The organism is Streptomyces sp. NPDC005774 (assembly GCF_042871645.1).
GTDB classification, from domain to species: Bacteria; Actinomycetota; Actinomycetes; order Streptomycetales; family Streptomycetaceae; genus Streptomyces; species Streptomyces pratens.
Genome location: NZ_JBIAIV010000012.1, coordinates 101,483 through 126,161, shown reverse-complemented (window position 1 = coordinate 126,161; position 24,679 = coordinate 101,483). Strand labels below are relative to the sequence as shown.

Annotated in this window: 16 protein-coding genes and 1 pseudogene; 9 read left to right on the top strand and 8 right to left on the bottom strand. The window is 69.4% G+C overall.

The genetic code is table 11. The features are described from left to right. The first annotated feature begins 10 nt into the window (after positions 1-10). A complete protein-coding gene (locus ACFYQA_RS14285; RefSeq protein WP_388916393.1) occupies positions 11-1,033 on the top strand; it encodes a TIGR03842 family LLM class F420-dependent oxidoreductase in 1,023 nt (340 codons plus the stop codon). 48 nt (positions 1,034-1,081) lie between these two features. On the opposite strand, the gene ACFYQA_RS14280 is transcribed toward ACFYQA_RS14285, so the two are convergent. From ACFYQA_RS14280 to ACFYQA_RS14260, 5 genes and pseudogenes are all read right to left on the bottom strand, one after another. Next, entirely contained in the window at positions 1,082-1,747 is a 666-nt protein-coding gene (locus ACFYQA_RS14280) for a hypothetical protein (protein WP_388916390.1), read from the bottom strand. 246 nt (positions 1,748-1,993) lie between these two features. Further along, the gene (locus ACFYQA_RS14275; RefSeq protein ID WP_388916387.1) at positions 1,994-3,058 is read right to left on the bottom strand and encodes a biotin/lipoate A/B protein ligase family protein; all 1,065 of its coding nucleotides are present in this window, start codon (positions 3,056-3,058) and stop codon (positions 1,994-1,996) included. 157 nt (positions 3,059-3,215) lie between these two features. Continuing rightward, positions 3,216-4,031, bottom strand: coding sequence for an SAM-dependent methyltransferase (locus tag ACFYQA_RS14270; protein ID WP_388916384.1), 816 nt, complete (start codon positions 4,029-4,031; stop codon positions 3,216-3,218). Between the two features lie 242 nt (positions 4,032-4,273). Next, positions 4,274-4,567: pseudogene (locus tag ACFYQA_RS14265) on the bottom strand (oligopeptide/dipeptide ABC transporter ATP-binding protein); the annotation flags it as partial. 102 nt (positions 4,568-4,669) lie between these two features. Next, complete coding sequence (locus ACFYQA_RS14260; protein WP_388916381.1) at positions 4,670-4,912, bottom strand: DUF6411 family protein; 243 nt, start codon at positions 4,910-4,912, stop codon at positions 4,670-4,672. A gap of 296 nt (positions 4,913-5,208) precedes the next feature. On the opposite strand from ACFYQA_RS14260, the gene ACFYQA_RS14255 reads away from it, so the two are divergent. The 4 genes from ACFYQA_RS14255 (at position 5,209) to ACFYQA_RS14240 (ending at position 17,062) form a co-directional block, all read left to right on the top strand. Then, positions 5,209-6,345 (top strand): phosphatidylserine/phosphatidylglycerophosphate/cardiolipin synthase family protein, encoded by a 1,137-nt coding sequence (locus ACFYQA_RS14255; protein ID WP_388916528.1) that lies wholly within the window; start codon positions 5,209-5,211, stop codon positions 6,343-6,345. Positions 6,346-6,942: 597 nt separating this feature from the next. Beyond that, on the top strand, positions 6,943-8,241 hold the full coding sequence (locus ACFYQA_RS14250; RefSeq protein WP_388916378.1) for a serine/threonine-protein kinase: 1,299 nt from the start codon (positions 6,943-6,945) through the stop codon (positions 8,239-8,241). A 207-nt stretch (positions 8,242-8,448) separates the two neighbouring features. Further along, a complete protein-coding gene (locus ACFYQA_RS14245) occupies positions 8,449-11,445 on the top strand; it encodes an SNF2-related protein (RefSeq protein ID WP_388916375.1) in 2,997 nt (998 codons plus the stop codon). Position 11,446: 1 nt separating this feature from the next. Further along, entirely contained in the window at positions 11,447-17,062 is a 5,616-nt protein-coding gene (locus ACFYQA_RS14240; RefSeq protein ID WP_388916372.1) for a hypothetical protein, read from the top strand. A 57-nt stretch (positions 17,063-17,119) separates the two neighbouring features. Here the strand turns inward: ACFYQA_RS14240 and ACFYQA_RS14235 are convergent, their stop codons facing one another. Beyond that, positions 17,120-17,365, bottom strand: coding sequence for a DUF397 domain-containing protein (locus ACFYQA_RS14235; RefSeq protein ID WP_388916370.1), 246 nt, complete (start codon positions 17,363-17,365; stop codon positions 17,120-17,122). Next, positions 17,362-18,225, bottom strand: coding sequence for a Scr1 family TA system antitoxin-like transcriptional regulator (locus ACFYQA_RS14230; RefSeq protein ID WP_388916367.1), 864 nt, complete (start codon positions 18,223-18,225; stop codon positions 17,362-17,364). Before ACFYQA_RS14230 ends, ACFYQA_RS14235 begins: the two co-directional genes overlap by 4 nt. Positions 18,226-18,382: 157 nt before the next feature. On the opposite strand from ACFYQA_RS14230, the gene ACFYQA_RS14225 reads away from it, so the two are divergent. Beyond that, complete coding sequence (locus tag ACFYQA_RS14225) at positions 18,383-18,886, top strand: ATP-binding protein (RefSeq protein WP_388916364.1); 504 nt, start codon at positions 18,383-18,385, stop codon at positions 18,884-18,886. 717 nt (positions 18,887-19,603) lie between these two features. Further along, a complete protein-coding gene (ltrA, locus tag ACFYQA_RS14220) occupies positions 19,604-21,070 on the top strand; it encodes a group II intron reverse transcriptase/maturase (protein ID WP_388219264.1) in 1,467 nt (488 codons plus the stop codon). A 165-nt stretch (positions 21,071-21,235) separates the two neighbouring features. Here ltrA and ACFYQA_RS14215 read toward each other — a convergent pair whose 3' ends face one another. Further along, the gene (locus tag ACFYQA_RS14215; protein WP_388916361.1) at positions 21,236-21,874 is read right to left on the bottom strand and encodes a hypothetical protein; all 639 of its coding nucleotides are present in this window, start codon (positions 21,872-21,874) and stop codon (positions 21,236-21,238) included. Between the two features lie 284 nt (positions 21,875-22,158). Between ACFYQA_RS14215 and ACFYQA_RS14210 the strand changes: the two genes are divergently transcribed. Both ACFYQA_RS14210 and ACFYQA_RS14205 read left to right on the top strand, forming a co-directional pair. After that, entirely contained in the window at positions 22,159-22,908 is a 750-nt protein-coding gene (locus ACFYQA_RS14210; RefSeq protein ID WP_388916358.1) for a transposase family protein, read from the top strand. A 551-nt stretch (positions 22,909-23,459) separates the two neighbouring features. After that, positions 23,460-24,068: a hypothetical protein gene (locus ACFYQA_RS14205; RefSeq protein ID WP_388218776.1), complete on the top strand. Its 609-nt coding sequence runs from the start codon at positions 23,460-23,462 to the stop codon at positions 24,066-24,068. The last annotated feature ends 611 nt before the right edge of the window (positions 24,069-24,679 follow it).

The window sequence follows — 24,679 nt, the reverse complement described above, 5'->3', positions numbered from 1 at the left end:
AGCGGTGCGCATGGACTTCGGACTCGTTCTGCAGACCGACCCGCCGGCCTCGCGGGTCGTGGACCTGATGAAGCGCGCCGAACAGGCCGGCTTCACCCACGGCTGGACCTTCGACTCCGCCGTGCTCTGGCAGGAACCGTTCGTCATCTACAGCCAGATCCTGGCCCGGACGACGACGCTGACCGTCGGCCCGATGGTCACCAACCCGGGCACCCGTACCTGGGAGGTCACCGCCTCCACCTTCGCCACCCTCAACGACATGTTCGGCAACCGCACCGTCTGCGGCATCGGCCGGGGCGACTCCGCGATGCGGGTCGCCGGCCGCGCGCCCAACACCCTGGCCCGCATGAGCGAGGCCATGAAGGTCATCCGCACCCTCGCCGAGGGCGGGGAGGCCGACCTCGGCGGCGGCACCGTCGTCCGCTTCCCCTGGATCGGGAAGGACTCCCGGCTCCCCGTGTGGATGGCCGCGTACGGGCCGAAGGCACTGCGGATGGCGGGGGAGGAGGCCGACGGCTTCATCCTCCAACTCGCCGACCCCTACCTCACCGAGACCATGGTCAAGGCCGTCAAGGACGCCGCCGTCGCCGCCGGGCGCGACCCCGCCGAGGTGACCGTCTGCGTCGCCGCCCCGGCCTACGTCACCGAGGACGACTCACCACGAGCGCTCGCCCACGCGCGCGAACAGTGCCGCTGGTTCGGCGGAATGGTCGGCAACCACGTCGCCGACCTGGTGGCCCGCTACGGCGCCGAAAGCGGCGTCGTTCCGCACGAACTGACCGACTACATCGCCTCCCGCCAGGACTACGACTACGCCCATCACGGCCGCAGCGGCAACCCCGACACCGCGTTCGTGCCCGACCGGATCGTCGACCGGTTCTGCCTGATCGGCACGGCGGAGCGGCACGTCGAGAAGCTGAAGGCGCTCCGCGCGCTGGGCGTCGACCAGTTCGCCGTCTACGACATGCACGACGCCCCGGAGACCGTGATCGACGTCTACGGGACGCACGTGATCCCGGCGCTCAACGGCTGACCCGCGCCCCGGAGACCGGTGTCCCGGCTGCCGGGACACACCTCCTGCTTACTTCTTGCCCGCCAGCAGGGCCGCCACCGCTTCCTTGGCGGCCTTGATGGCGCCCTTGTTGATCTCGTCCGTGGAGGGGGCCTTCTTCGACTCGAAGTCGCTGCCGTTGTACGTCACGACCACCAGCGCGTTGGAGGCGCGGACCACCACCACGCCCTCCCGGGTCTCCTGCTTGTCCTCGGTGGCGAGGTCCACGACCGAGTACGCGGCGTCACCGAGCCCGGGGACCGCGCCTCCGCCGCTCCTGTCCTTCAGCCGCCCCTGGTACGACTTCTCGGCCGCGTCGTCCGACTGCAGGACCTCGAAGGACACGTCCAGCCAGCGGTACTCGTAGCCGTCGAGCGCGTTCCACGAACAGGTCCGGCGCAGCGCGGAGTCGGTGGACTTGATCTCCTTGCCGGTCGCCTTCGCCTTCGGCACAAGGGAATTGACGGTCTTCTCGGCGACACTGCCGCAGGGCGCGGGAGCGGCGGTGTACGTCTTCGGTGCGGCCGTCGTCGACGGGGCGGAGGCGGACTGCGACGCCGTCGTCTCCGGCTGCTTCTTCTCGGCGGCCTGCGGCTCGGAGGAGGACCCGGACGACAGGGCCCAGCCCGCCGCGGCGAGGACGACCACCGGGGACAGGCGCGCGGTCAGGGTTATCGGCAGAGGAAAAGAACGCACGTCGCACTTCTCGTGGGGTCGGTGCGGAAGGGTGCCCGCACTGCGGACGGGACGCCAGTCTCACACGCTTCCCCGTGGGGCGGAAGTGCGAACTCGCTCCGTAGGCGCGGGGTGACAGGGGAGCGCCATGAGAGGTGGTGCTTTGCCGTACTTCCCCTGGGTTCAGGCGATTTGAGGCGTCGTGGCGGCGTCACGGCGCCGGTCGCCAGGTGCGCGCGGAGCGGGCCGTCGGGAGCACCGGGCGGGTCAGGGCACGCGCGCGGTCCACTGAGGGGTCGTGAACTTGGTCCGCGCCAACTCCCGGGCGCGGGCCAGTTCCTGGCCGGTCACCTTGCCGGCGGACACGCCGTACCGGGCGCGGAAGGAGGCGATCATGTTCTCGATGACCGTCTCGCGGGGCAGGCCGGTCTGGCGGCGGAGCGGGTCGACGCGCTTCTTGGCGCTCCTGGTGCCCTTGTCGGACATCTTCTCCTTGCCGATGCGCAGGACGTCGAGCATCTTGTCGGCGTCGATGTCGTAGGCCATCGTGACGTGGTGCAGCACCGCGCCGGGGCCGCCGTCCGGGCCGACCATCCGTTTCTGGGCGGCGCCGGCGATCTTGCCCTGGTCGGTGGTGATGTCGTTCAGTGGCTGGTACCAGGCCCTGATCCCCATGTCGCCGAGGGCGCCGAGCACCCAGTCGTCGAGGTAGGCGTAGCTGTCCTGGAAGGACAGGCCCTGTACCAGCGCTTCCGGCACGGACAGCGAGTACGTGATGGTGTTGCCGGGTTCGACGAACATCGCGCCGCCGCCGGAGATGCGGCGCACCACCTCGATGCCGTGCCGCTCGGCCCCCTCGGGGTCGACCTCGTTGCGCAGCGACTGGAAACTGCCGATGATCACCGCGGGACCGCCCCATTCCCACACCCGCAGCGTGGGCGGACGGCGGCCCGCGGCGACCTCCGCCGTCAGCACCTCGTCCAGCGCCATGTGCAGCGCCGGGTGTTGCGGGCCCTCATGGATCAGCTGCCAGTCGTAGTCCGACCAGTCGGTGGCGCGGGCGACCGCGCGGCGCACCGCGACGGCGACGCCCGCCGAGGTCAGCCCGTACATCACGGTCCCCTCGGGAAGCGCGGCGTCGATCCGGGCGGCGAGTCCGGCCGCGTCCGTGTCCGCCGGGGCGCCGTCCAGGGCGTGGTTCACGGCGTCCAGCGCCTCATCCGGTTCGAGGAAGAAATCGCCCGCGACCCGTGTGTTCCGCAGGACGCCGTCCGTCACCTCGACGTCCACGACGACCAGCTTGCCGCCGGGGACCTTGTACTCACCGTGCACCGTCTCCGCCTTTCGTCCCGTCGCACGGGGAACACCGGAGGGGGTCGTGCTGTTCCCGCCGGGCCCGCGCGCGGGCGAGGGCCGGTACGCGCGGGGCCGGAGCTGGGGTTACGGGCCGCTACGGTCCGTGACCCCGACCCCGGACCCCGTCAGGGCGTCACGGCTTGCGGGCGAGGCCGCCGTGCTCGGCGATGATCCGCGCGTCGGGTGCGTCGGCGTCCGGACGCCACTGGGTGACCGAGACGACGCCGGGCTCCAGCAGCTCCAAGCCGTCGAAGAACGAGGTGATCTCCTCGATGGTCCGCAGGTTGTACGGGACGGCACCGCTCTTGTTGTAGCCGTCCTGGGCCTGCTCGAACCCCGGGTCGAAGCCCCGGGAACCGTCGTTGATGGACAGGTAGCTGCCGGACGGCAGCGCGTCCATCAGCCGCTTCACGATGGAGCGCGCCTCGTCGTGGTCGGCGATGTGGCCCAGGATGTTGCTGAGGATGAGGGCGGTGGGGCGGGAGAAGTCCAGTGTCGCGGTGGCGGCGGCCAGGACGCGCTCCGGGTCCAGCACGTTGGAGTCGACGTAGGCGGTCGCTCCCTCGGGAGTGGAGTAGAGCAGGGCGCGGGCGTGCGCCAGGATCATCGGGTCGTTGTCGACGTAGACGATCCTGCTCTCCGGGGCTATGCGCTGGGCGACCTCGTGGGTGTTGTCGGCGGTCGGCAGGCCCGTCCCGATGTCCAGGAACTGCCGGATGCCGGCCTCGGCGGCCAGATAGGTGATGTTGCGCTGCAGGAAGGCCCGGCTGCTGCGGGCGATGGTCACGATGCCGGGGAAGACGCCGGTGTACGCGTCGCCGGCCTCCTCGTCGACGGGGTAGTTGTCCTTGCCGCCCAGCCAGTAGTTCCAGATCCGGGCAGAATGCGGCACCGAGGTGTCGATCTTCTGGTGTGCGGCGGTTGCGGGCGTCGTCTCGGGGTCGCTCATGGGTACGGTCCGTCTCTCAGCCGAGGCAGGCGTGTTCAGCCGGCGGGGGTGTTGCCCCACAACTTACGTCTCAACAGGCTTGTTACGCACTCCAGTTCGCCACTCTTTCGGGGTGTGCGCGGATCCCGTTTGACGCCGTCGGTGGTACCGCCGGACGGTACACGGCCGACCGCGCACCGTCCGGCGGCTGTTATGGGGCACTTGCCGCGTTTTCCGGCAGGGACGGCCGCGACGGCGTCCTCGGCGGGGGGCTGCGGGTGTACGCAGTGCCGGCGATGGCCGTCGGGCGTGTCGGCCACCGGGGGAAAGCGGTGGTGCACGCGGCGTCCGCCTTCCAGCAGCGGGTGCGGAAGAGGCAGCCTGAGGGCGGATCGGTGGCCGAGGGCACAGGGGCCGTGCAGCACGATGTGCTCCGGACGTTCCAGCAGGCCGGGCGTGGCGGAGAACGGGGTTTCGGTGCAGGGGCGGCGGGAGTCGCCGGTCACCTGCTCGGCCCCGCCCTCCTCGACCACGCGGCCGAGGTAGAGCACGGCGATGCCGTGCCGGTGGGGCGCCGGGGCGTCGTTCGGTGACCGGGGCGGGCCGGGACCGGCGCCCGCACGTGTCAACGGCGTCCCGGTGCGTGAGGGCCTCCGGGTTCAGAAGGGCAGGCGGCCCCGCGCGCGGCGACCGGCGGAACCACTGCGCCCCACGGCCTTCGAACTGCTGCGGAACGGCTTGCTGAACAGCCGTCCCAGAGGTCCGGGGGCCTTTCCTCCCGCGCGAGAGCCGAAGCCCAGGGCCCGCTGGGTGCCGCGTTCGGGCCCGCGGGACAGACGCGGCAGGAGGAATGCCAGGACGGCGAGAACGACACAGAGCGCGACAATTCCGACGATGGCCACGATTACCTCCAAGGGCTATGACGTAGCTGCCGTTTGCCCTCACCGGCGCGGGATATACGTGGTCCCGGGGCTCGCTCGGCGAGTGGAAGGCCGACCCGGTGACCGTCTCCAGGGGGTGTGCCGCCCGCCGCCGTCCGCCCTGCTGTGCCGACCTCCGCCGGACGAGGACGGGCAGTACGGAGCTTCCTCGTGTGCCGGCCGGAGAATGGATGAGCCCCGAAGACGTGTCACAGCACACCCTGCCCTCCCCGCCCTCCGCGTCCGCCGACCGGTCCGCCGGTGAACGCGCGTTGCGAATGCGCCGCAGGCTGGAGCGGCTGATCGGCATCGCCGCGACGGAGGGAAATTCCCTGGTCGCCCTGCGCAACGGCGACGAGATCTTCCCCGCGATGCTGGAGAGCGTGCGGTCCGCCGAGCACACGGTGGACATGATGACGTTCGTGTACTGGAAGGGCGACATCGCCCGGCAGTTCGCCCGGGCCCTGGCGGAGCGGGCCCGCGCCGGCGTGCGGGTCCGGCTGCTCCTGGACGGGTTCGGCAGCCGCACGATCGAGAAGGACCTGCTGGAGCACATGCGCGAAGCCGGTGTGCGCGTGGCCTGGTTCCGGCAGCCGGTGGCGCTCTCACCGCTCAAGCAGAACCATCGCTGCCACCGCAAGGCGCTGCTCGTGGACGAGCGCGTGGCGTTCACCGGTGGGGTGGGCATCGCCGAGGAATGGTGCGGCGACGCACGCGACGAGCACGAGTGGCGCGACACGCACGTCGAGGTGCGGGGCCCGGCGGTGGACGGTGTCGCCGCGGCGTTCGCACAGAGCTGGGCCGAGTGCTGCGGCGAACTCTTCGACGCCCGTGACCGGTTCACCGAACACCGGCCCCAAGGCAACGCGGTGGTGCAGGTGGTGCGCGGTTCGGCCGGCTTCGGCTGGCAGGACATGCAGACCCTGATCCAGGTGATGATCGAGTCGGCCGAGGAGCGGTTCCGGCTCACGACCGCCTACTTCTCCCCGGACGCCTACTTCATCGAGCTCCTGTGCGACGCGTCGCGGCGCGGTGTGGAGGTGGAGATCCTGTTGCCCGGCCCGTACACCGACAAACGGGTCTGCCAACTGGCCGGACAGCATTTCTACGAGGACCTGCTGGCCTGCGGCGTGAAGATCTACCAGTACCAGCCGACGATGATGCACGCGAAGGTCATCACCGTGGACGCGACGGCCGCGCTCATCGGGTCGACCAACTTCAATCGCCGTTCCCTCGAGCACGACGAGGAGATCATGCTGGCCGTCCTCGACGAGGAGTTCACCGCCACCCTCGACGCCCACTTCGACGAGGACACGGCAGTCAGCGAGCCGATCCGGGAAGGACGATGGGGGAGACGGTCGCTGCTGCAGCGGGCACGCGAGAAGGCCGTCCTGCCCGTACGACGGTTCCTGTGACGTCGGCGGGAGCGCGGGCGGGGGCGGGGTGACGGGCGTGTTTCGGTGGCCGGCCGCCGGCGCCTGCTGCTCCTGGTGGCCGGCGAGCGGGGCGGCGGGCGGAGGCCGTTCACCCGTGCCCGTGCCAGGGCATCCCGCATACCGGTCGAGGCGGGCCGCCGGGGCATCGTCGTCGAGCGGGTCTCTCCCCGGTGTGTCGCGAGTTCACGCGGCACCGCGCTTGGGGCCGCGTCGGCGGCAGCGGCCGTGCGGACCTGCCGAAGTTCCTCGGTGATCTCTGACCCGTGCCTGCCCGTGCCTGCTTCGTGCCGTCGCAGTGGGCGACGTCTGGCGGGGGCACTCATGTTCCCATCCCATGAACGGATCAGCACCTTACTGATCCGGGGCGCCACACGGCCGTCATGCCGTGTGTATGGCGAGACGTGGCCCACCCGCGGGAGGTGTGGTTCAGGGAATCCTTGGAGGGAGGGACGGGAAGTACGGCGAGCCCGCGGAGGTCGGCCGTTCGCTTAGACTTCCGCTGCGCGTCCGGTGCGTTCCCGACCGAAGCGGGAGCAGTCGGCCGGCCGAGCGGGAACAAGGGGGAAGAGCGCGGCCATGGAGCCACTGAAGGACGACGACCCGGTGAGCATCGGCGGCTACCGGTTGCTGTGCCGGCTCGGTTCGGGCGGCATGGGGCAGGTGTACCTCGGTGAGTCGCCCGCCGGGCTCCAGGTCGCGGTCAAGGTCATCAAGCCGTCGGTGCTCGACGAGGACGGCCGGGCCCGGTTCCTGCTGGAAGTGGACAGTCTCAAGACGGTGTACGGCCCCTTCGTCGCCCCCTTCGTCTCGGCGGACGCCCAGGCCGAACGGCCTTGGCTCGCCGTCGAGTTCGTGCCGGGGCCGGATCTGCTGGCCTTCGTCGCGGAGCACGGCGTGCTGCCGCTCGTCGAGACGGCCAGCCTGGGGGCCCTGCTGGCCGAGGGGCTCGGCACGGTGCACGAGGCCGGACTGCTGCACCGGGACCTCAAGCCGCAGAACATCCTGCTCTCCGCGTACGGACCCAAGGTGATCGACTTCGGTCTGGCCGTGCTCGCGGAACGACGCTCCACCCTGACCGCCACCGGCGTCGTGGTCGGCTCGGTGCTGTGCATGCCGCCCGAGCAGGCACGGGGCGAACACCGGCTGGACCGGTCCGCCGACGTGTACGCGCTGGGGGCCGTCCTGCTGTACGCCGCGACCGGTCACTTCCCCTACGGCGGGAACAGTTGGCAGGCCGTGGCCCTGAACATCGAGGATCCGCAGGTGGCGCCGGACCTCTCCGGGCTCCCGGCGGAGCTGGCGCCGCTGATCAACGGGATGCTGGCGCTCGACCCCGCCGAGCGGCCGACCCTGGGCCAGGTCACGGGCCGGCTCGTGGAGGTTTTCGCACATCAGGGTGTGAGCGCGGGACAGGCCAAGCGCCGGCTCACGGAGCGGACCCCCGTCATCGAGGTGCCCGAGGCGTCGTTCCCGCCTGTGGCGGAGGAGCGTGCGGAGGGCCGGACCGGTTACACACCGACCGTCGTCGACGTGGCGGCGCGCGAGGACGACACGGGCGAGGAGGTGTCGGGGTACGAGCGTGGCCTCCCCGGCGGCACCGGTTCGGGCGACGAGGAGGAAGCCCTCGAAAGCGGGGCGGGGGAGCGGGGTTCCGGCGGTCCGCACGGCTTCGGTCCCGGCGACGACGACCGCTTCGAACCCGCTCCCGCCGGCGGTCCCGGGTCCGGCGGAGCGGCCGGGCACGGTCGGCCGCCCGAGCCGCCGCCCGCCGCGGAGCCCCGTACGGGCAGCGTGCGTCCCGGTGTCCGTCTCTCCGCGCCGTTGCGGATCGCCGAGCGGCTGCGGGCCGCGTACGCGAGCGACGCCCGTTTCTGACGACCGGCACGGACCGGGGAGCAGCGGCGAACTCCTCTCCACGGACAGTGACCGCCCCGTGTGAGGCGGGCGCGTCGCGTGAAACACTTGCGGCGCCGGGGCGGCGACGCGTGCGGCGCGCCCGCGGCCGGCCGACGGCAGGACCCGGCGGCGGCAGAGCCCGGAACGGCACGACCCGGGGACGGCAGGACCCAGGAAGGACAACCGGTGGCACAGCAGGGGGAGACCCGGTATCCGCCAGGCGCCCAGATTCTCGTACGGGACGAGGAGTGGCTGGTCAGGACCGCGGTCAGGGCGGGGCATCCCGCTGACGGCGAGCGGATCGAGGCGATCGGCGTCTCGGAGTTCGTCCGCGACGAGGAGGCCGTCTTCTTCAGCGGCATCGACCGGGTCGACCTCCTCGACCCGGAGAAGACGCGGCTGGTCAGCGACACGTCGTCCTACTTCCGCCGCGCCCGCCTCTTCCTCGAAGCGGTCCTCCGCCGCACCCCCCTCCCTCAGTCGGAACGCGGTCTTGCCCTCGCGGACCGCTTCCTGCTGGACCCGCTGCCCTACCAGCAGCGCCCGGCGGAACTCGCCCTCTCTCTGCGCAACCTGCGCCCCCGCATCCTGATCGCCGATGTCGTCGGGCTCGGCAAGACGCTGGAGATCGGGCTCACCCTGGCCGAGCTGATCCGGCGCGGCAGGGGCGAGCGCATCCTCGTCGTCACCCCGCAGAGCGTGCTCGAACAGTTCCAGCACGAGCTGTGGACCCGCTTCTCGATCCCCCTGGTACGGCTCGACTCGCTGGGAATCCAGCGCATCCAGCGGGAGATCCCGGCCGGCCGCAACCCGTTCACGCACTACAAGCGCGTGATCATCTCCGTGGACACTCTCAAGAACATCGGCCAGTACCGGCACCACCTGGAGCGCATCCAGTGGGACGCCGTGGTCATCGACGAGAGTCACAACCTCATCAACCAGGGCAGCCAGCGCCGCGCCCTCGCCGAGACCCTGGCTCCGCGCACGGACGCCCTGCTGCTGGCGAGCGCCACCCCGCACAACGGCGACAAGCGCTCCTTCGCCGACCTGATCAGCCTGCTCGACCCGGCCGCCATCGCCGACCCGGACCACTACGACCCGGCCGAGGACCTCGGCCACCTGTTCATCAGACGGACGAAGATCAGTCCCGAGGTCCGCAACGGCATCGGCGCCGAGTGGGCGGACCGCGGGCCCACCCGTTCGCTGCACTGCGCCGCGAACGAGGCGGAGGAGCGGATCTTCGCGGAGCTCACCGAGCACTGGCTGCCCGCTCCGCCCGCCTCCGCCGAGTTCGGCACGGCGGAGGCGGACCGTACGTCGGTGGCCACGGACCCCCTCTTCGCGTACAACCTGCTGAAGACCTTCCTGTCCTCGCACAAGGCGCTCGCCGAGACCGTCGACCGGCGCGTCACGGCCCTCGGCAAGAAGGTGCGGGACGCCGAGAAGGAGGGCAGGCGCCCCGATCCGGCGATCGGCCCCGAGCAGCGGGCCCTGGCCCGGCTCCGTGAGCTGACCGCCTCCATGGGCGACGGCACCGGGCCGGGCGACTCGGCCAAGCTGGACGCGCTCGTCGAGCAGCTGGAGGAGATCGGTGTCGGCCCGCGCAGCGCCACCCGGGTGGTCGTCTTCTCCGAGCGGGTCGACACCTTGAAGTGGCTGGCCCGTGTCGTGCCCGCCCGGCTGGGCTTCCGGGCCGACCGGGACGGCGCCGTCAAGGCCGTACGCGTCATGCACGGCGGTCTCAGCGAGGAGGAGCAGCGGCTGTGCCGGGAGGCGTTCGGCCTGGCCGGTGACCCGGTGCGGCTGCTGTTCACCGGTGACGTCGCCTCCGAGGGCGTCAACCTGCACCGCCAGTGCCACCACCTCATCCACTACGACATCCCCTGGTCGCTGATCCGCATCGAGCAGCGCAACGGCCGCATCGACCGGTACGGGCAGCGGTACGAGCCCCGGTTCCGGGCCCTGATCCTCACCTCCGCCGTGCCCGGCGCGAAGGACGACCGGACCGTCGCCGAAAAGCTGCTGACCCGGGAGGAGGAGGCCCACAAGCTGAACGGCACCGCCGAGGCGGAGACCGGCTACTACCGGGCCGACGAGGAGGAGCGGCGGCTCATCAAGGAGCTGGTCGAGGGCGGCACGGTCGAGGACTTCCTCGACGCGGCGCCCGCCGCCGGGGACACCGACCTCGCCGACCTCTTCGGCCAGGTCGACACGATCACCGAGGAGGAGCCGCCGCGGCGCGCGGAGGTGCCCTCCCTGTTCGGCGGGGACCTGCCGGCGTTCGTCGACACCGCGCTCGCCGAGCTGTTCGAGGACCGGGCCGAGGACGCCCTCGGGCTGTCCCGCGCCGAGGACGCCCAGCGCCGCCGCTCCCTGTCGCTCTCCCCGGAGAAGGCCCCCGACCTGCTGCGCCGCCTCAAGGCCCTGCCCCCCTCCTACCTGAAGGAGCAGGGGGTGGCCGAGCGCATGATCCTCACCTTCGACCGCGACCTGGCACAGGACAAGCTGACCGAGGCCCGGGAGGCCACGGACACCATGTGGCCGGCCGTGTCGTTCCTCAGCGACATCCACCCGGTGGTGGAGTGGCTCACCGACAAGGTGCTGGTGCAGTTCGGCCGGCAGGAAGCCCCCGTCATCACCTCCCCGTACGTCGCCGAGCCCACCTTCCTCATCCAGGGCATCTGCTCCAACGCCCTCGGCCGGCCCACCGTCGTCCGGTGGATGGCCGTCCCGGCGGAGCCCGGCGCACCGGTCCGGCCCATGACCGAGGCCCTCGCCGAAGCGCGGGTGGGCCCCGGCCTCGCCCGGACCGGCGAGCCCCGCGACCTCGCCCGCCTCCAGGAGCTGGTCCCGGCGGCGGTGGAGACCGCCCGCGCGTACCTGGAGAAGTACGAGGACGAGTGGGCCGAGCAGATCCGCGGCCCGCTGGCCGAGTACCGCGAGCGCCTCACGGAGTGGCGGGCCGACGCACTGCCCGGCGCGACCGCCCGCCGGGAGCAGCAGATCGAGGCCACCGCCAACGAACAGGCCCATCTACTCGACCAGTTGAGCACCTTCGGCAGGCCCCTGCTGCGGGTCCTCGCCGTCCTGGACAGGCCCGCGCCCGACGACGGCCCCGACGACAAGTCCGGTGACAGCTCCGGCGATGCGACCACCGACCCGGCCGACCCGGCGGAGGACTGACGTGACCTACGACTCCCTCGTCAACCACGGCGACTACCTCTCGGCGCACTACCTCGCCGAGGTGCTGCCCAAGGACCTGAAGGCCAAGGACGGCCTCCTCGCCCGCTGGGCCGCCGCCGAGGAGACCGCCCGCCGCGCCCACGCGGAGGCGGTGACACGGGCGAAGGCCGCCGGAGACGACCCGGCCACCGTCCCGCCCCGCGCCCACACCCCCCGCGAGGGCCTGCGCGCCCTGCACGGCCCCTACTTCGCGGGCCGCGCGGACTTCGCACAGGACGCCGAGGCGCTCAGCGTGCCGGACGCGCCCGTCCCCGCCGACTGGGGCAAGCGCCTCACCGAACTCCACCTCGCCACCCTGCGCGCGCTCGGCTACACGGACGCCCACGAGCAGACCGTCACCGTGCACCGCTCCGGGCACGACTACGCCGTGCGGGCCGTGCACGCCGAACCCGGCGTGATCGCCCTCTCCTGCGGCTGGACCGCCGAACCGGACGCCGCCCTCGACCCGGACGGCGCCGGACGCCTGCTCCACCCGGTGACCCTGGAGGCGTCCGGCCGGCTCCGGGACGCCAAGGCCGTCACCGACTTCCTCTTCGAGTGCGAGGAACCCCCGCGCCACGTCCTGCTGCTGGCGGGCGGCGTGGTCGTCCTGGCCGACCGGATGGCCTGGCACGAGGGCCGCTACCTCGCCGTCGGCCTGGACGACGCCCTCAACCGCCGCGACGACCGAAACGGCGGCGAACTCGACACCATCGCCGCCCTGTTCGGCGCGGACTCGCTGCGCGTGCCCGAGGAGGGCGGCACCGCGCCGCTCGCCGCCTTCGTCGACAAGTCCGGCAAGCACGCCGTCGGCGTCTCCACCGAACTGCGCGAGGGCCTGCGGCTGTCCGTCGAATGGATCGCCGACGAGGTCCTGGCCCGCCTGCGCGAGCAGGGCGTCCCCGTCTCCCGGCTCGACGACCCCAAGCGGCTGGCCAAGGAACTCACCCGCGAGTCCCTGCGCTACCTCTACCGCATCCTGTTCCTCCTGTACGCCGAGGCCCAGCCCGCACTCGGCATCCTGCCCTCCGGCTATCCCGAGTACGGGCGCGGCTACGGCCTCCAGCGCCTCGGCGACATCGTCGTCCGCGACCTCGTCGGGGAACGCTCGCGGCAGGGCTTCCACCTCTACGAGTCCCTCGACCTCCTCTTCCGCAACGTCGAGAAGGGCCACCGCCCCTACGGCTCCGAGGACGAGGACGTCCTCGCCCAGGAGGCCGACCGCGCCGCCACCGAGACCGAACGGGACGCCGCCCGCCGCCTCGCCGCCGGTGAGATCACCCGCGCCGTCCACGACGACCTGGTCCGCGAGGCCGACCGCTCCCGCCGCGCCGCCGCCCGCAGTGCCGACGTGGGCCTGCGCTTCGAGCCGCTGCGCTCGGAACTCTTCAAGGAGGACGCGGTACGGCTCATCTCGGCCGGCCGCCTGGAGAACCCGCTGTACGAGGGCGACGGCGACGACGGCGGCGAGGGTGACCCGGACGTCCCCGAGTTCCTCGACACCCGGCTGCGCAACGAGACCCTGCACAAGGTGCTGCGCCGCCTCATGCTCACCAAGGGCAAGGGGCGCGAACGCGGCGGATTCATCTCTTACGCCCAACTCGGCATCAACCAGCTCGGCGCCGTCTACGAGGGGTTGATGTCCTACTCCGGTTTCATCGCGGAGGAGGACCTGTACGAGGTCGCCAAGAACGGCGACGCGTCCGGCGGCAGCTGGATGATCCCCGCCTCCCGCGTGCACGACTATCCCGACGAGGTGTTCGTCGAGCGGCCCCACGAGGAGACCGGCCGGCCGGTCCGGGTGACCCACCCCCAGGGCACGTTCGTCTACCGTCTGGCGGGCCGCGACCGGCAGACTTCGGCGTCCTACTACACGCCGAAGTCGCTGACCGAGGTGACGGTCGAGCTGGCGCTCAAGCACCGCCTCGACCAGGACGGCACGACCACCGAGGCGCGCGAACTCCTCCAGTGGCGGATCTGCGAACCCGCCCTCGGCTCCGGCGCGTTCCTCAACGAGGCGATCGACCAGGTGGCGGCGGAGTACCTGCGGCGCCGGGAGCGGGAACTGGGCCGGCGCGTCGACCCGGAGCAGCGGCACATCGAACTCCAGAAGGTCAAGGCGTACGTCGCCCTGCACAACGCGTACGGCGTCGACCTCAACGCCACGGCCGTGGAGCTGGCGGAGGTGTCCCTGTGGCTCAACTCCATGCACCCCGGCATGCGGGCGCCCTGGTTCGGGCTGCACCTGCGGCGGGGCAACTCGCTGATCGGGGCGGGGCGGAAGGTGTACGGCGCCGATGTCCTGGCGGACGGGCCCTGGCTGTCGAAGACGGCCCCGCTCCCGCCCACCGACCTCCCCTTCCGCGACGGCGACCTGCCGGACGGAGCCGTCCACCACTTCCTCCTCCCCGCGGTGGGCTGGGGCGCGGTCGCGGGGGAGTCCGAGGCGAAGAAGCTGGCCGAGGAGCAGGCGAAGGCCCTGGGTGCGTGGCGCCGGGGCATCCTGAAGGCCCCGAAGGCCCCCAATCCGTTCAAGGAACGGGAGAACGAGCCCGAGGAGAAGCGGCAGAAGCGCTACAACACCTGGCTCGCGGCCGGATCCAAGACCGAGCTGCGGCGGCTCCAACGCGTCGCCCACCGCGCCGAGTTCCTGTGGAGCCTGGTCGCCAAGCGGCTGGAACTGTCCGAGCGGAGGGTCTCCCGGCGCATCGACGTCTGGGAGGCGGACTGGCTGGAACCGTCCGACGAGGCGTCGGACAAGCAGCGCGTGTTGGACGACCTGACGGTGGCCGGCACGCCGTACTGGCGGCTGAAGACCGTCATGGACGCCTGGTGCGCGCTGTGGTTCTGGCCGCTGGACCAGGTGTCCGCGCTGGACGGCACGGCGCCGGAGTACGGGCCGGGCGGCGGGGTCGTCCGGGCGGTGGACGTGGCGGCGCTGATGTCGGAGGACGCCGGTGCCGACGCCGACACCGATACAGGGTTCGCATCGGCGGTTCCGGCCGCCGCGCCCGAGCCGAGCGGGCCGGCGCCCGGAGACCTCGCCTGGCAGGCCGCCGGGCTCTTCGACAGCCCGACCGGCGAGCAGGGCGACTTCGCGGAGCTGGCCGCCGCCGACGGTGACGCCAACGAGGCGGGCCTCCGGTCGAAGGGGCGCAGCACCGGCGGGGGCCGCAAGGCGCAGATCGCGGAGGACCCGTGGCGCCCGGTCATCCCCCTGAAGACGTTCGCCGACTGGCTGGACTTCCTGGAGGCCGTGCTCGGCCGCGACGACCCCGGCGACGGCTCCTTCCTCGACGGCCTGGACGACCTCCCCGTCGACGAGGCGCTGCCCCTGCTGGAGGCGTACGAGCGCACACTGGACGGCACGCTGGGCATGGACCGCGTCCTCAACCTGCCGACACGGTTCCCGTGGCTGCCGGTGGTCGAGGACATCGCCGGTTCGACGGAGAAGGACATCAAGACGGAGGACGGACACGGGTTCTTCCACTGGGAACTGCACTTCGCGCATGTTTTTCGGGGGAGCAGCGGGGGGTTCGACCTTCAGGTGGGGAATCCGCCTTGGGTGAGGCCGGACTGGGATGAGGGCTTGGCACTTGCTGAGTTCGATCCGTGGTTTCAACTTTCGCAGAAACCGTCGGTGCTCCAATGGCGTGAGCGGAAAGCTGACGTGCTATCGCGGTCCGGTTTCCTTACCTCATACCTGCACGATCTGGTTGCGACAACCGGGACGGCTGAGTACCTGAGTAACTGGGTGACCTACCCATTGGTCGCGGAGACACGGCCGAATCTCTACCGGTCCTTCATGTGCGCAACGTGGGCCCACATGGCTCGAAGCGGAACAGTGGGTCTCGTACACCCCGGGTCACACTTCAGTGGTGACGGCGAAGCGCGGCTGCGTGAAGCGGCGTATACAAGGTTGCGGGTTCACGCCGACTTCATGAACCAGGGTAATCGCTTCTTTCCGCCGCCAGTCGGGCATGCCAGTCATTTCGGGGTGCACATCTACGGAGAAAAAGGGGAAATTCGCTTCGACCACTTGTCATGGTTGGTCTCCGTGGACGCGCTAAGGCTATCGGAGCAGGATGATGGCACAGCCCCTGATCCAGGTGTCAAGTACGGTGGCAAGTGGGACGAACGGCCGCACCGTAAGAGGATCGTCCAGGTGGACGAAGACACGTTGGCGCGTTGGCAACGCCTAACTGGGGATGAGAATCAGCCGGTACGGCAAACTCGACTTCTTTCGCCGGTGAGTACAGCCGAGGCGGACGCGATCGAGGCCCTGGCGGACTATCCGCTGCGCCTCGCGGACTTCACCCCGCAGATCAGTAGTGGTTACAACGAGAAGACCGCCAAGGATATCGGGCTTATCGGGTACAGTAGGCCTGATGAGCATGGTGTGCTGCCTCAGCCGGGGGACTGGTCGGAGGTAATCCTTCGAGGGCCGCAACTCGGTTTGGCCAACCCGATGTTCAAGCAGCCGAGCCAAGGCGGGGGTGAGGTTTTGGGCCTCAACCCGATGGTACTCGCGGATGATGCGGTGCCTGAGTCCGAGTATGTCTACGTGGCTGAGGAAGCCGTCTACCGTGCTAAACAGGACAAGTGGATCGACAGTCGGGCATTGGGTCAGCTAAAAGCCTCGGAGCGCGAGGTGTCGAAGGCGCGACTCGCTGTCGTCGAAGCTCGTGGGATTGCCCCGGGGGAGGTTACGGAGGAAGAGGTTGAGGGGCAGTTGGTAGAGCTGTTGCGGCGGCCGTACACGGAGTTCTATCGGGTGGCGTGGCGGGAGATGATTGCTCCCGATACTGAGCGCAGCTTGTATGTCGCGCTGCTTCCCCCGCACGCTGCCCATATCGACCTCGTGCACAGTGCTGCGGTACGGGACAGCCGATTGACAGCGCTGACGGCCGGCTTCTGGGCAGGTCTTCCCGTTGACTACCTGCTGCGGACCACTGGGGTCGGGCACCTCAAGAAGGCTCCGGCGCGAAGGATGCCTGCACCCGAGGTCGGTCACCCTCTTGCGTCAGCGCTACTCCTGCGATCGTTGAGGCTCAACTGTCTTACGTCTGCTTATGCGGATTTGTGGGGTGAGTTGTATGACCCCTCATGGCCCGGATATGAACCGTGGGCGGTGGAGTGGCCGAACTTGCAGCCACTTCATGAAGTCGGTCCCGTCTGGGAACGGCGAACCCCTCTTCGAACTGAACGGGCGAGGCGGGCGGCTCTCGTAGAAATGGACGCCCTTGTCGCGGTGTGGCTTGGTGTGAGCGCTGACGCTTTGGTGGCCATGTACAAGTCACGCTTCCCAATCATGCAGGACTTCGACGCCGTCACTTGGTTCGACGCGAACGAACGCAAGATCGCAGGGGTCCGACACACGTACGGATTTGGACAAACCAAGGAGCACTACCAGCACCTTCTCGCCTACCAGAAGGGCGAGCGGTCTACGCCCCCCGACGGTTACGCCGCCCCCTTCTACAAGGCTGATCGGGAGCAGGAGATGCGGACCGCCCACGCCTACTTCTCGAAGCGGCTTCAGGGAGCGGTCGACAAGGGGGAGTGGGACCCGGGCTCGTAAGTGGAAGCACCCCGTTCCGGGTGGTCCGGAGCGGGGCGCTCGTCCGTACGGGAGCAGTCAAGCGTGGGTCGCGTACGAGAGGAAGGCGGTCCAGGCTGCCGAGGTGAGGGCGAGTTGAGAGCCTTGTCGCACCTTGGAGTCCCGGATATGGACGGTGTCCGGGCAGGATGCCACCTCCACGCAGTCGCCAGATCCGCCGCTGCTGTAGCTGGACTTGTGCCAAGACAGTGCGACCTCGACGCAGTCTCCGTCGCCGCTGCTGCTGTAACTGCTTTTAAACCAAGCCAGTTCGATCTCATTCATAGCGATCCTCGCATCCGCTGCAACAGGCCCACGGAATCATTGAGGGAGAGAGCCTGTGAGCGCATCCTGGCATACCGCATCTGGAGGATGCTGACCTCCTTTGGCTCGGAGACGAACAGACCCCCGCGTTGGCCCTCGTTGTAGGCGAACCACCGGTTCTCTGCAGTTTCCATCAACTGCATCGGTCCTGCCAGGCCAGCGTGTGCTCCTTGAGTCAGGGGCATCACCTGAACCTCAACATTGCGCTGCTTGACAAGCGCCAGCACATGGTCCACGAGCCCTCGGGTCACTTCGCCCCCACCCGTCAGCCGCAAGAACAAGTGCTCCTCCAGGATGAAGCTGAACGCAGTGTTCGGCCGCTCCCGCAGCAACCGTTGCCGTTCCGCCCGCGCCGCCCACTGGACGTCGATCTGGTCGTCACCCAGGGGAGGCAGTCGGTTCACGAACAGCGTGCGCGCATACGCCTCCGTCTGCAACAGCCCCGGCACCAGACGGCACTCGTAGGTGTAGAGGCTCACCGCCTCCTCCTCCAGTCGAGCCCACTGCCGGAACCAACTCGCCAGCCCTGGTTGCCGCGACAGATGCCGAGCCGCCCCCCGCAGCGCCCCGAACGCGTCCAGCACCTCCTCCGCCCGCTTGACGAAGTCGGACGGCGGGAAACGCCGGCCCTGTTCGATCGAGGCCACCGTCGGCACCGAGTACTGCACCCTCGGGGCGAACTGTTCCTGTGTCAGGCCCGCCCGTTTCCGGAAGGCCTTGACGACCTCGCCGAACGTCTTCAGGCTGTCCGACACCTCCGGCTCACCACCGCCGCACCCAGGGGCACCCGCCCCACCCATACCGTTGCCGTCCGTCGTCATGTCAGGCCCTCCGTCCACCCGTGCCCTGCCAACCCCGCCAACCACTCCATGGTCACGCACGGTCACTCCTACTGTCCATCCCGTGAACCCGTACGCTGATCCCGCGTAGGAGCCGCTGACCTGGTGAACGGCGCCCGGAGCCCGCCACATTGGGGCCATGACGCCAACCGTCCCCCACAGCACGCCGGTTACCGTACGTATGTTCACCCAGCGGTTCAGCTCCACCCCGCTGGGCGCCCGACTCGCGCGACAGCTCGCGCTGTACCGGCTGGACAGCTGGGGCTACCCCTACGGATCCGCCGTATCCGACGCCGCCGCCCTGATCGTCGCCGAGCTGGGCGCGAACGCCGTCACGCACGGCCGCGTACCGGGCCGCGACTTCGAGCTCCGGCTCACGCTGTGCGGAGCGGCGGCCTTACGCGAGGCCCCCGGCCTCGGGGCGGAGGCCGACGCCCACTCCGCCCGCGTCCTCCGCATCGACGTCTCCGACACCCGGGGCGAACGCCGCCCGCCCCACCCCGGGGAGATCGCCGCCCCGGACGCCTGCGCCGTTGGAGGCCGGGGCCTGCTCCTCGTCGAGGCGCTCGCCGACCGGTGGGAGGTTCTGGACCGGCTGCCGGTAGGCAAGACTGTCCGCGCCGAACTGGATCTGCCGCGCTGACGCCCGCGCGATCGGCCGGCGGCCCTCCTGCCGGTCCGGACCCCAGGGCTTCGGCGTAGTCGTTGTGATCGTGTGAGGGGATCGCGCTCCGGCGAGGAACGCGCGAGTAATTGTCAAAAGCTGTGGTTGCGCCGCGAGGCGCTGTGTCCCGTGTGGAGGTGAGAGACCTGCACCGTTGCCCTGTCGCAGCAGGGTAGCGAAGCTGAGGGCAGCCTGATCCGGGTGGTGCCGGGGAGGGTGGGAGCAGCCCTGACAAACCCGGAGTGCGTCAGCACTGCCAGATGGCGTGGGTCCGGGGAGCGAGGGCGAAGAGGAGTACGCGAGGAACCGGCGTTGTTACGTCCTTGACCTTGACTCCAGCTCAAAACCTGGTGGATCTGGGCTGGTTGCAGTGCGTCCCGAGGCTTGCTGTTGCTGAGGGAACTTCCCGTAGGCGTCCATGAGCCGGGCGGGGAGGCCATAGGGAAGGACTGCGGCGTACCTGTGGCGATACTGCCGGGACATAGTCGGGCTCCTCCTTCGCTGAGCGGAACGCAGTGAACGCGGGAACCATCCGTGTCTTGTCCCGCAGTCCGCGCAGCCGGCGCGGGGATCGGGATAGGCGCACCGACAGCCGAAGGGCGCGGATGGGGCGGAGCCGCCGTAGTACTCCGAGCCGGGGAAAGCCCGGCGCATGGGGAAGGGCGGCAGCGGTTTCGAGAAGGACTGGAGGGTGCAATGACGCAAGACGCGCCGCTGAACAGCGACGCTCTCGGCGGCGGCCCGCGTGGGCCGGGGGCCGAGGTAGCGTGGATGCAGGCCAAGCTTCACCGTTGGGCTGCGGCCGATTCGGGCCGCGCGTTCGACGACCTGTTCAACCTCGTGTATGACCCGGCGACGTTCAAGGTGGCGTACGACCGGGTCGCGGGCAACCAGGGTGCGAATACGCCAGGCGTGGACGGGATGACCGTGCGCATGGTGGAAGACTCCGGTGTGCCCGAGTTCCTGGACGATTTGCGGTTGTCGGTGAAGGACGGCTCGTTCCGTCCCCTGCCGGTGCGGGAACGGATGATCCCGAAACTTGGCGGGTCCGGGAAGCTCCGACGGCTCGGCATCCCGGTGATCGCCGACCGTGTCGTGCAGGCGGCACTCAAGCTGGTGCTGGAGCCCATCTTCGAGGCCGACTTCGAGCCGGTCTCCTTCGGGTTCCGGCCCAAGCGGCGGGCGCAGGACGCAATTGCCGAGATCCAATTCTTCGGTTCCAAGGGATACCGGTGGGTCTTGGATGCCGACATCCAGGCGTGTTTCGACGAGATCGATCACACGGCCTTGATGGACCGGGTCCGGACCAGGATCAAGGACAAGCGTGTGCTGGCGCTGGTGAAGGCGTTCCTGAAGGCCGGGGTCCTCACGGAGCTCGGGGAACAGCGGGACACCCACACTGGCACCCCGCAAGGCGGGATCATCAGTCCCCTGTTGGCCAACATCGCCTTGTCGGTACTCGATGAGCACCTGCACGGGCCGTGGAAGCCAGGAGGATTGATGTCCACCAGCGCGCGACGGACCAAGCGCCGCGCCAACGGAGAGCCGAACTGGAGAATCGTGCGCTATGCCGACGATTTCGTCGTGCTGGTCCACGGCACCGGTGAGGACGCGCAGGCGTTGTGCGAGGAGGTCGCGCGGGTGCTGGCACCGATGGGGTTGCGGCTGTCACCAGCCAAGACCCAGATCGTGCACATGGATGAGGGGTTCGACTTCCTGGGGTTCCGCATCCAGCGGCGCCGCAAGCGGGGTACGGACAAGTGGTACGTGTACACGTTCATCGCCGCCCGGCCGATTCGCTCGGTCAAAGCGAAGATCCGTGCACTGACCCACAGGATGTCTCAGATGGACCTGGAGTACGTGCTCGATCGCCTCAACATGATCATGCACGGATGGGCTCACTACTTCAAGCACGCCATTGCGAAGAACGTGTTCAGCATGCTGGACAGCTTCACGTGGTGGCGGTTGGTCCGGATGCTGATGCACCGGTTCCGCTGGAAGTGGCGTGATGTCCGCCGGAATCTCACAACCCCGGACGGACACTGGCTGCCGATCACTGCGGGCAAGGCACAACGACGCCCGATCGCGGCGGTCCCGGTCACCCGGTATCGCCGTCGCGGCCTGAAGATCCCAACTCCGTTCCCATCCCTCGAACAGGCCTGACGGCAGAGACCGTGGAGAGCCCGTTGCGTTGAGAGGCGCACGGCGGGTTCGGCGAGAGGTCCGGGGAAACGGGCCGGGAGTAATCCCGGAACCGCGCCCCGGGCCTACTCAGCATCGTTGGTAGAGGCGAGCGGTTTGAGATTCTGCCCATGTCGGCGCGCCTGGCTATCCCCGTTCGGGACGCAGCAGAACCTCGCTGCCTATGGGTGTGAACCCGCAGGCGAGGAAGGCGCGTAGGGAGCGGGCGTTGCCGGGGGAAACGGCAGCGAAGACTGGGTCGGCTTCCGGAACCAGGGAAAGGGCATCGGCAAGGAGCGACCGTCCGTGTCCTTGGCTGCCGTCCTGGACGTTGTGGAGTTCGATACTCAGCTCCCGCCGCCCGGCGAGGCCGTCGGCCAGGGTAATGAGGCCGCGTTCGTCACCGTAGACCTTGACGTTCGTCCGCAGCTCCCTGGCATGGCGGACGCGTGGATGGTCATCCGCATCGGCCAGCTCTGCCAGGCGCGGCAGGCCGCCCGTACCGCGGGCCGTGAGTGTCGCGTCGGTGACGTCGACCCAACCCTTCGGGCCGGCCAGGTGGCGCAGGAAGTCCGGCGAGAGCGACGCACCGAAGCCATCCGGTCCTTGGGCGTGTACGGCCTGGCTGGTCAGGGCGGTGGCGATGACGGCGTGGCCGGTGAAGGCGACCGAGCACTCGAGTCCTCCGGCCAGGGGCGGTAACACCGTCACCCGGCCGTCGATCGGCGGGAAGCAACCGTCGGCGGCGGCCATGAAGAACGTCAGGAGCGGGTGCGATTCGCCCACGGTTGCCCACCTGTCTGTTGAGGGAGTCCAGCAGGGGGAATTGTCGGGCAGGTGCCGTGGATCGGTCGAGGTTGTTCATGCTGCGAGGGTTTCCGTGCGTTCGACGAGCCGGCCGCGCTCGAAGCGGGCGCCAGCCCGGACCAGGGCAACGAGGTGGGGTGCGTTCACTGAGCTTCTTCGAGTTGGCCACCGATCGGGTGATGGGCCGTGAAGCGCAACGAGCGAGGCCCCCGAGCTGTTGATCGAGATGTCTGACGTCTCCATCACGTTGCTCGGGGGCCTCGTTGGTCATCCATCCTGCCGCACTCGACCTGCCCCACCCACTCGTGGAGTGGGTCACCATGCTCATCGTCACCCGTGAGGGCGACCGGCGCTGCAAGCTACGCCCGTCCCAGCGCGCGATGGTGGCACTGGTGTACCTGCGCGAACACGTCACCCTGGCGAAGATCGCTGCCGGGTTCGGAATCAGCGAGTCCACCGCCCACGCCTACACCAGCACGGTCATCCACCTGCTCGCCGAACGCGGGCCCGGTCTGCTGAAGGTCCTGCGCGAGGCCGACCCGGACTTCGTCCTGCTGGATGGCACCCTCGCCGAGTGCGACCGCATCGGCGACGCACGCGCGGACTACTCCCACAAGCACCGCCGGCACGGGGTGAACGTGCAGGTGGTCACCGATCCGGACGGCCGGCTGCTGTGGCTCTCACCCGCGCTGCCGGGCCGGGCTCACGACCTGACCGCCGCCCGCACCCACAGGATCATCCGCATCTGCGAGCGCCAGGGTGTCCCCCTCCTGGCCGATCTCGCCTACCAGGGCGGCGGTCCCTGGCTGACCACGGGCATCAAACGCAGGCCCCTGCAGGAACTCACTCCCACCGAGAGGACCGTCAACCGGGCCCTGGCCGCAGCGCGGGCACCGGTCGAACGCGGCGTCGCCCGCCTGAAGTCCTGGCGGATCTTCCGCAGGTCCCGATGCAGCCCCAACCGCATGACGTCAATCGCCAAGGCCATCCTCACGCTGGAGCGGCAACGCTGAAGAAGCTCACTCATCCACACCAGAACACACTCGTACTCAGCCAAACTCCAGCAACTCCCCACCCCGCCCGACATGACGAGACATCAGTGACCGGGCGTCAGCCGACTACGCCGAAGTCCTGACCGAAGAGAGCCCGGCAGTACGCGACTTCCGGTTCGCGCTCCATTCGGAAGCCGCCGGTGGGGGTCTCCGTTGTTGCGTTGCCGGACCATCCTGTTGGTTTCTGCTTCGCTCTTCGAGATGCACGATGAATGGTTCGCCTTACCTCGCAGCCACCTCCGCGGAGGCGATATGGGTGATATCTACCGTAAGCTTTCTTCTGGTTCCTCCGTGCTACTCGACGCACCGAAATGCAACCGCCAGTTGATCCCCAACATCATGACGAGGGATACTGATTGGCGGATGCGTGTCCCGGCCGAGCGGTACTCGCTTCGGTATCCTCCCGTGCGGGTCATCGGAGGCCATTTACCCTGAGATTGCTGGGCAGTTGACCTCAAGGTTTCGTGGTAGCGTCCTTGTTCGGAGGGACAGTGCAACCTGAAAGGGAAATCGTGAACACGGAGAAGATCGCCGCTCGCCGCCTCTCGCTGGAAGAGGTGATGAAGCTCGGCGTGAAGGACAGGGTCTTCGTTTCCGCCGACACGGCAGAACTCAAGCTTCCCGACTGCTATGTCCCTGCTTTCCTGACCGAGTCCGGTGAGGATTTCGAGGGCGGCTCGATCACGGCGAGAACCATATTCAAGGAAGAGGTCTCCTGCCTTCCCGACAGCGAGGACGAAGCCGGGATCTACTTGGCCGACGAGAGCGGCTCGGTGACCATCGAGGTCCTCCAGTCCGCCGGTGTCGTGCTGGACCTGACACTTTTCGTCCCTGGTGCGGACAAGGGGGCCCTCACGGCCCTTTACGCTGCGGCCCGGCAGGCGTTCGGCGCCGACATAGTGCAGATCTGGCGCCAGGGCCTCAAAGAGGTTCCCGATGTGAAGGTCGACATCTTCGAGGAGCAGATTCCCCGGGGGCGCAAGGGAAGCGACAGCCCCAAGCGTGACCGTCGCGCGACCGACACCTACCCCACCCGTGCGGAATTCATCGAGTTCCCCGCGGGGCGGAAGCCGGTCGTCGAGGTTCACAAGCCGGCCGTTGACGACACCCCGACCATCTGAGGCGGCGTCACCTCGCTGAACTGTCCGGTAATGCGTGGGCGCGTCCTCGCCCCCGGGATGCCCCAAGGGCCCGGCCGGTACCAACGGCGCCACGTCGGTGACGCGGCACGGGGCGACGCACGGGTGAACACATAGCCCGGGTGGGTGGGCCTCGCCTCCGTATACCGGACGCGGCTCAAAGTGTGAGCACCTGGCGGGCAAGTGTCACGTGAGTGCTCAAACGAGCGGCATGAGGGCAGTTGTAGCCAAAGTGCTCATGCTTTTGGACGGTGTGTCCCGCTCGGGGCGCGGGTGTCCGTCCCGCGGTATCGCGCACGTCGGTGAACCGGTGGGCGACGGCCATCGAGCCGTTGGCGTTGTCGACGTCCGTGACCACTGGCCCCGGTCGCGGACCCGCCGTACTCATGGCGGCGGCCCCATCGAAGCGAGACGGCCCGGGCGATCACCGGGCTGCGGCCGTTTCGGCAACCGGTTCCGAGTGCGCGGCGACTTCTCGACGGGTGTCGGTCGACGAGACCGTCCGCGCCCAACCGGACCTGCCGCACTGACGCCACAGCCCGCCGTCTATAGGGTTGGCTGATCGCGGACGCACCGTGTGTGCGCGGTCACGG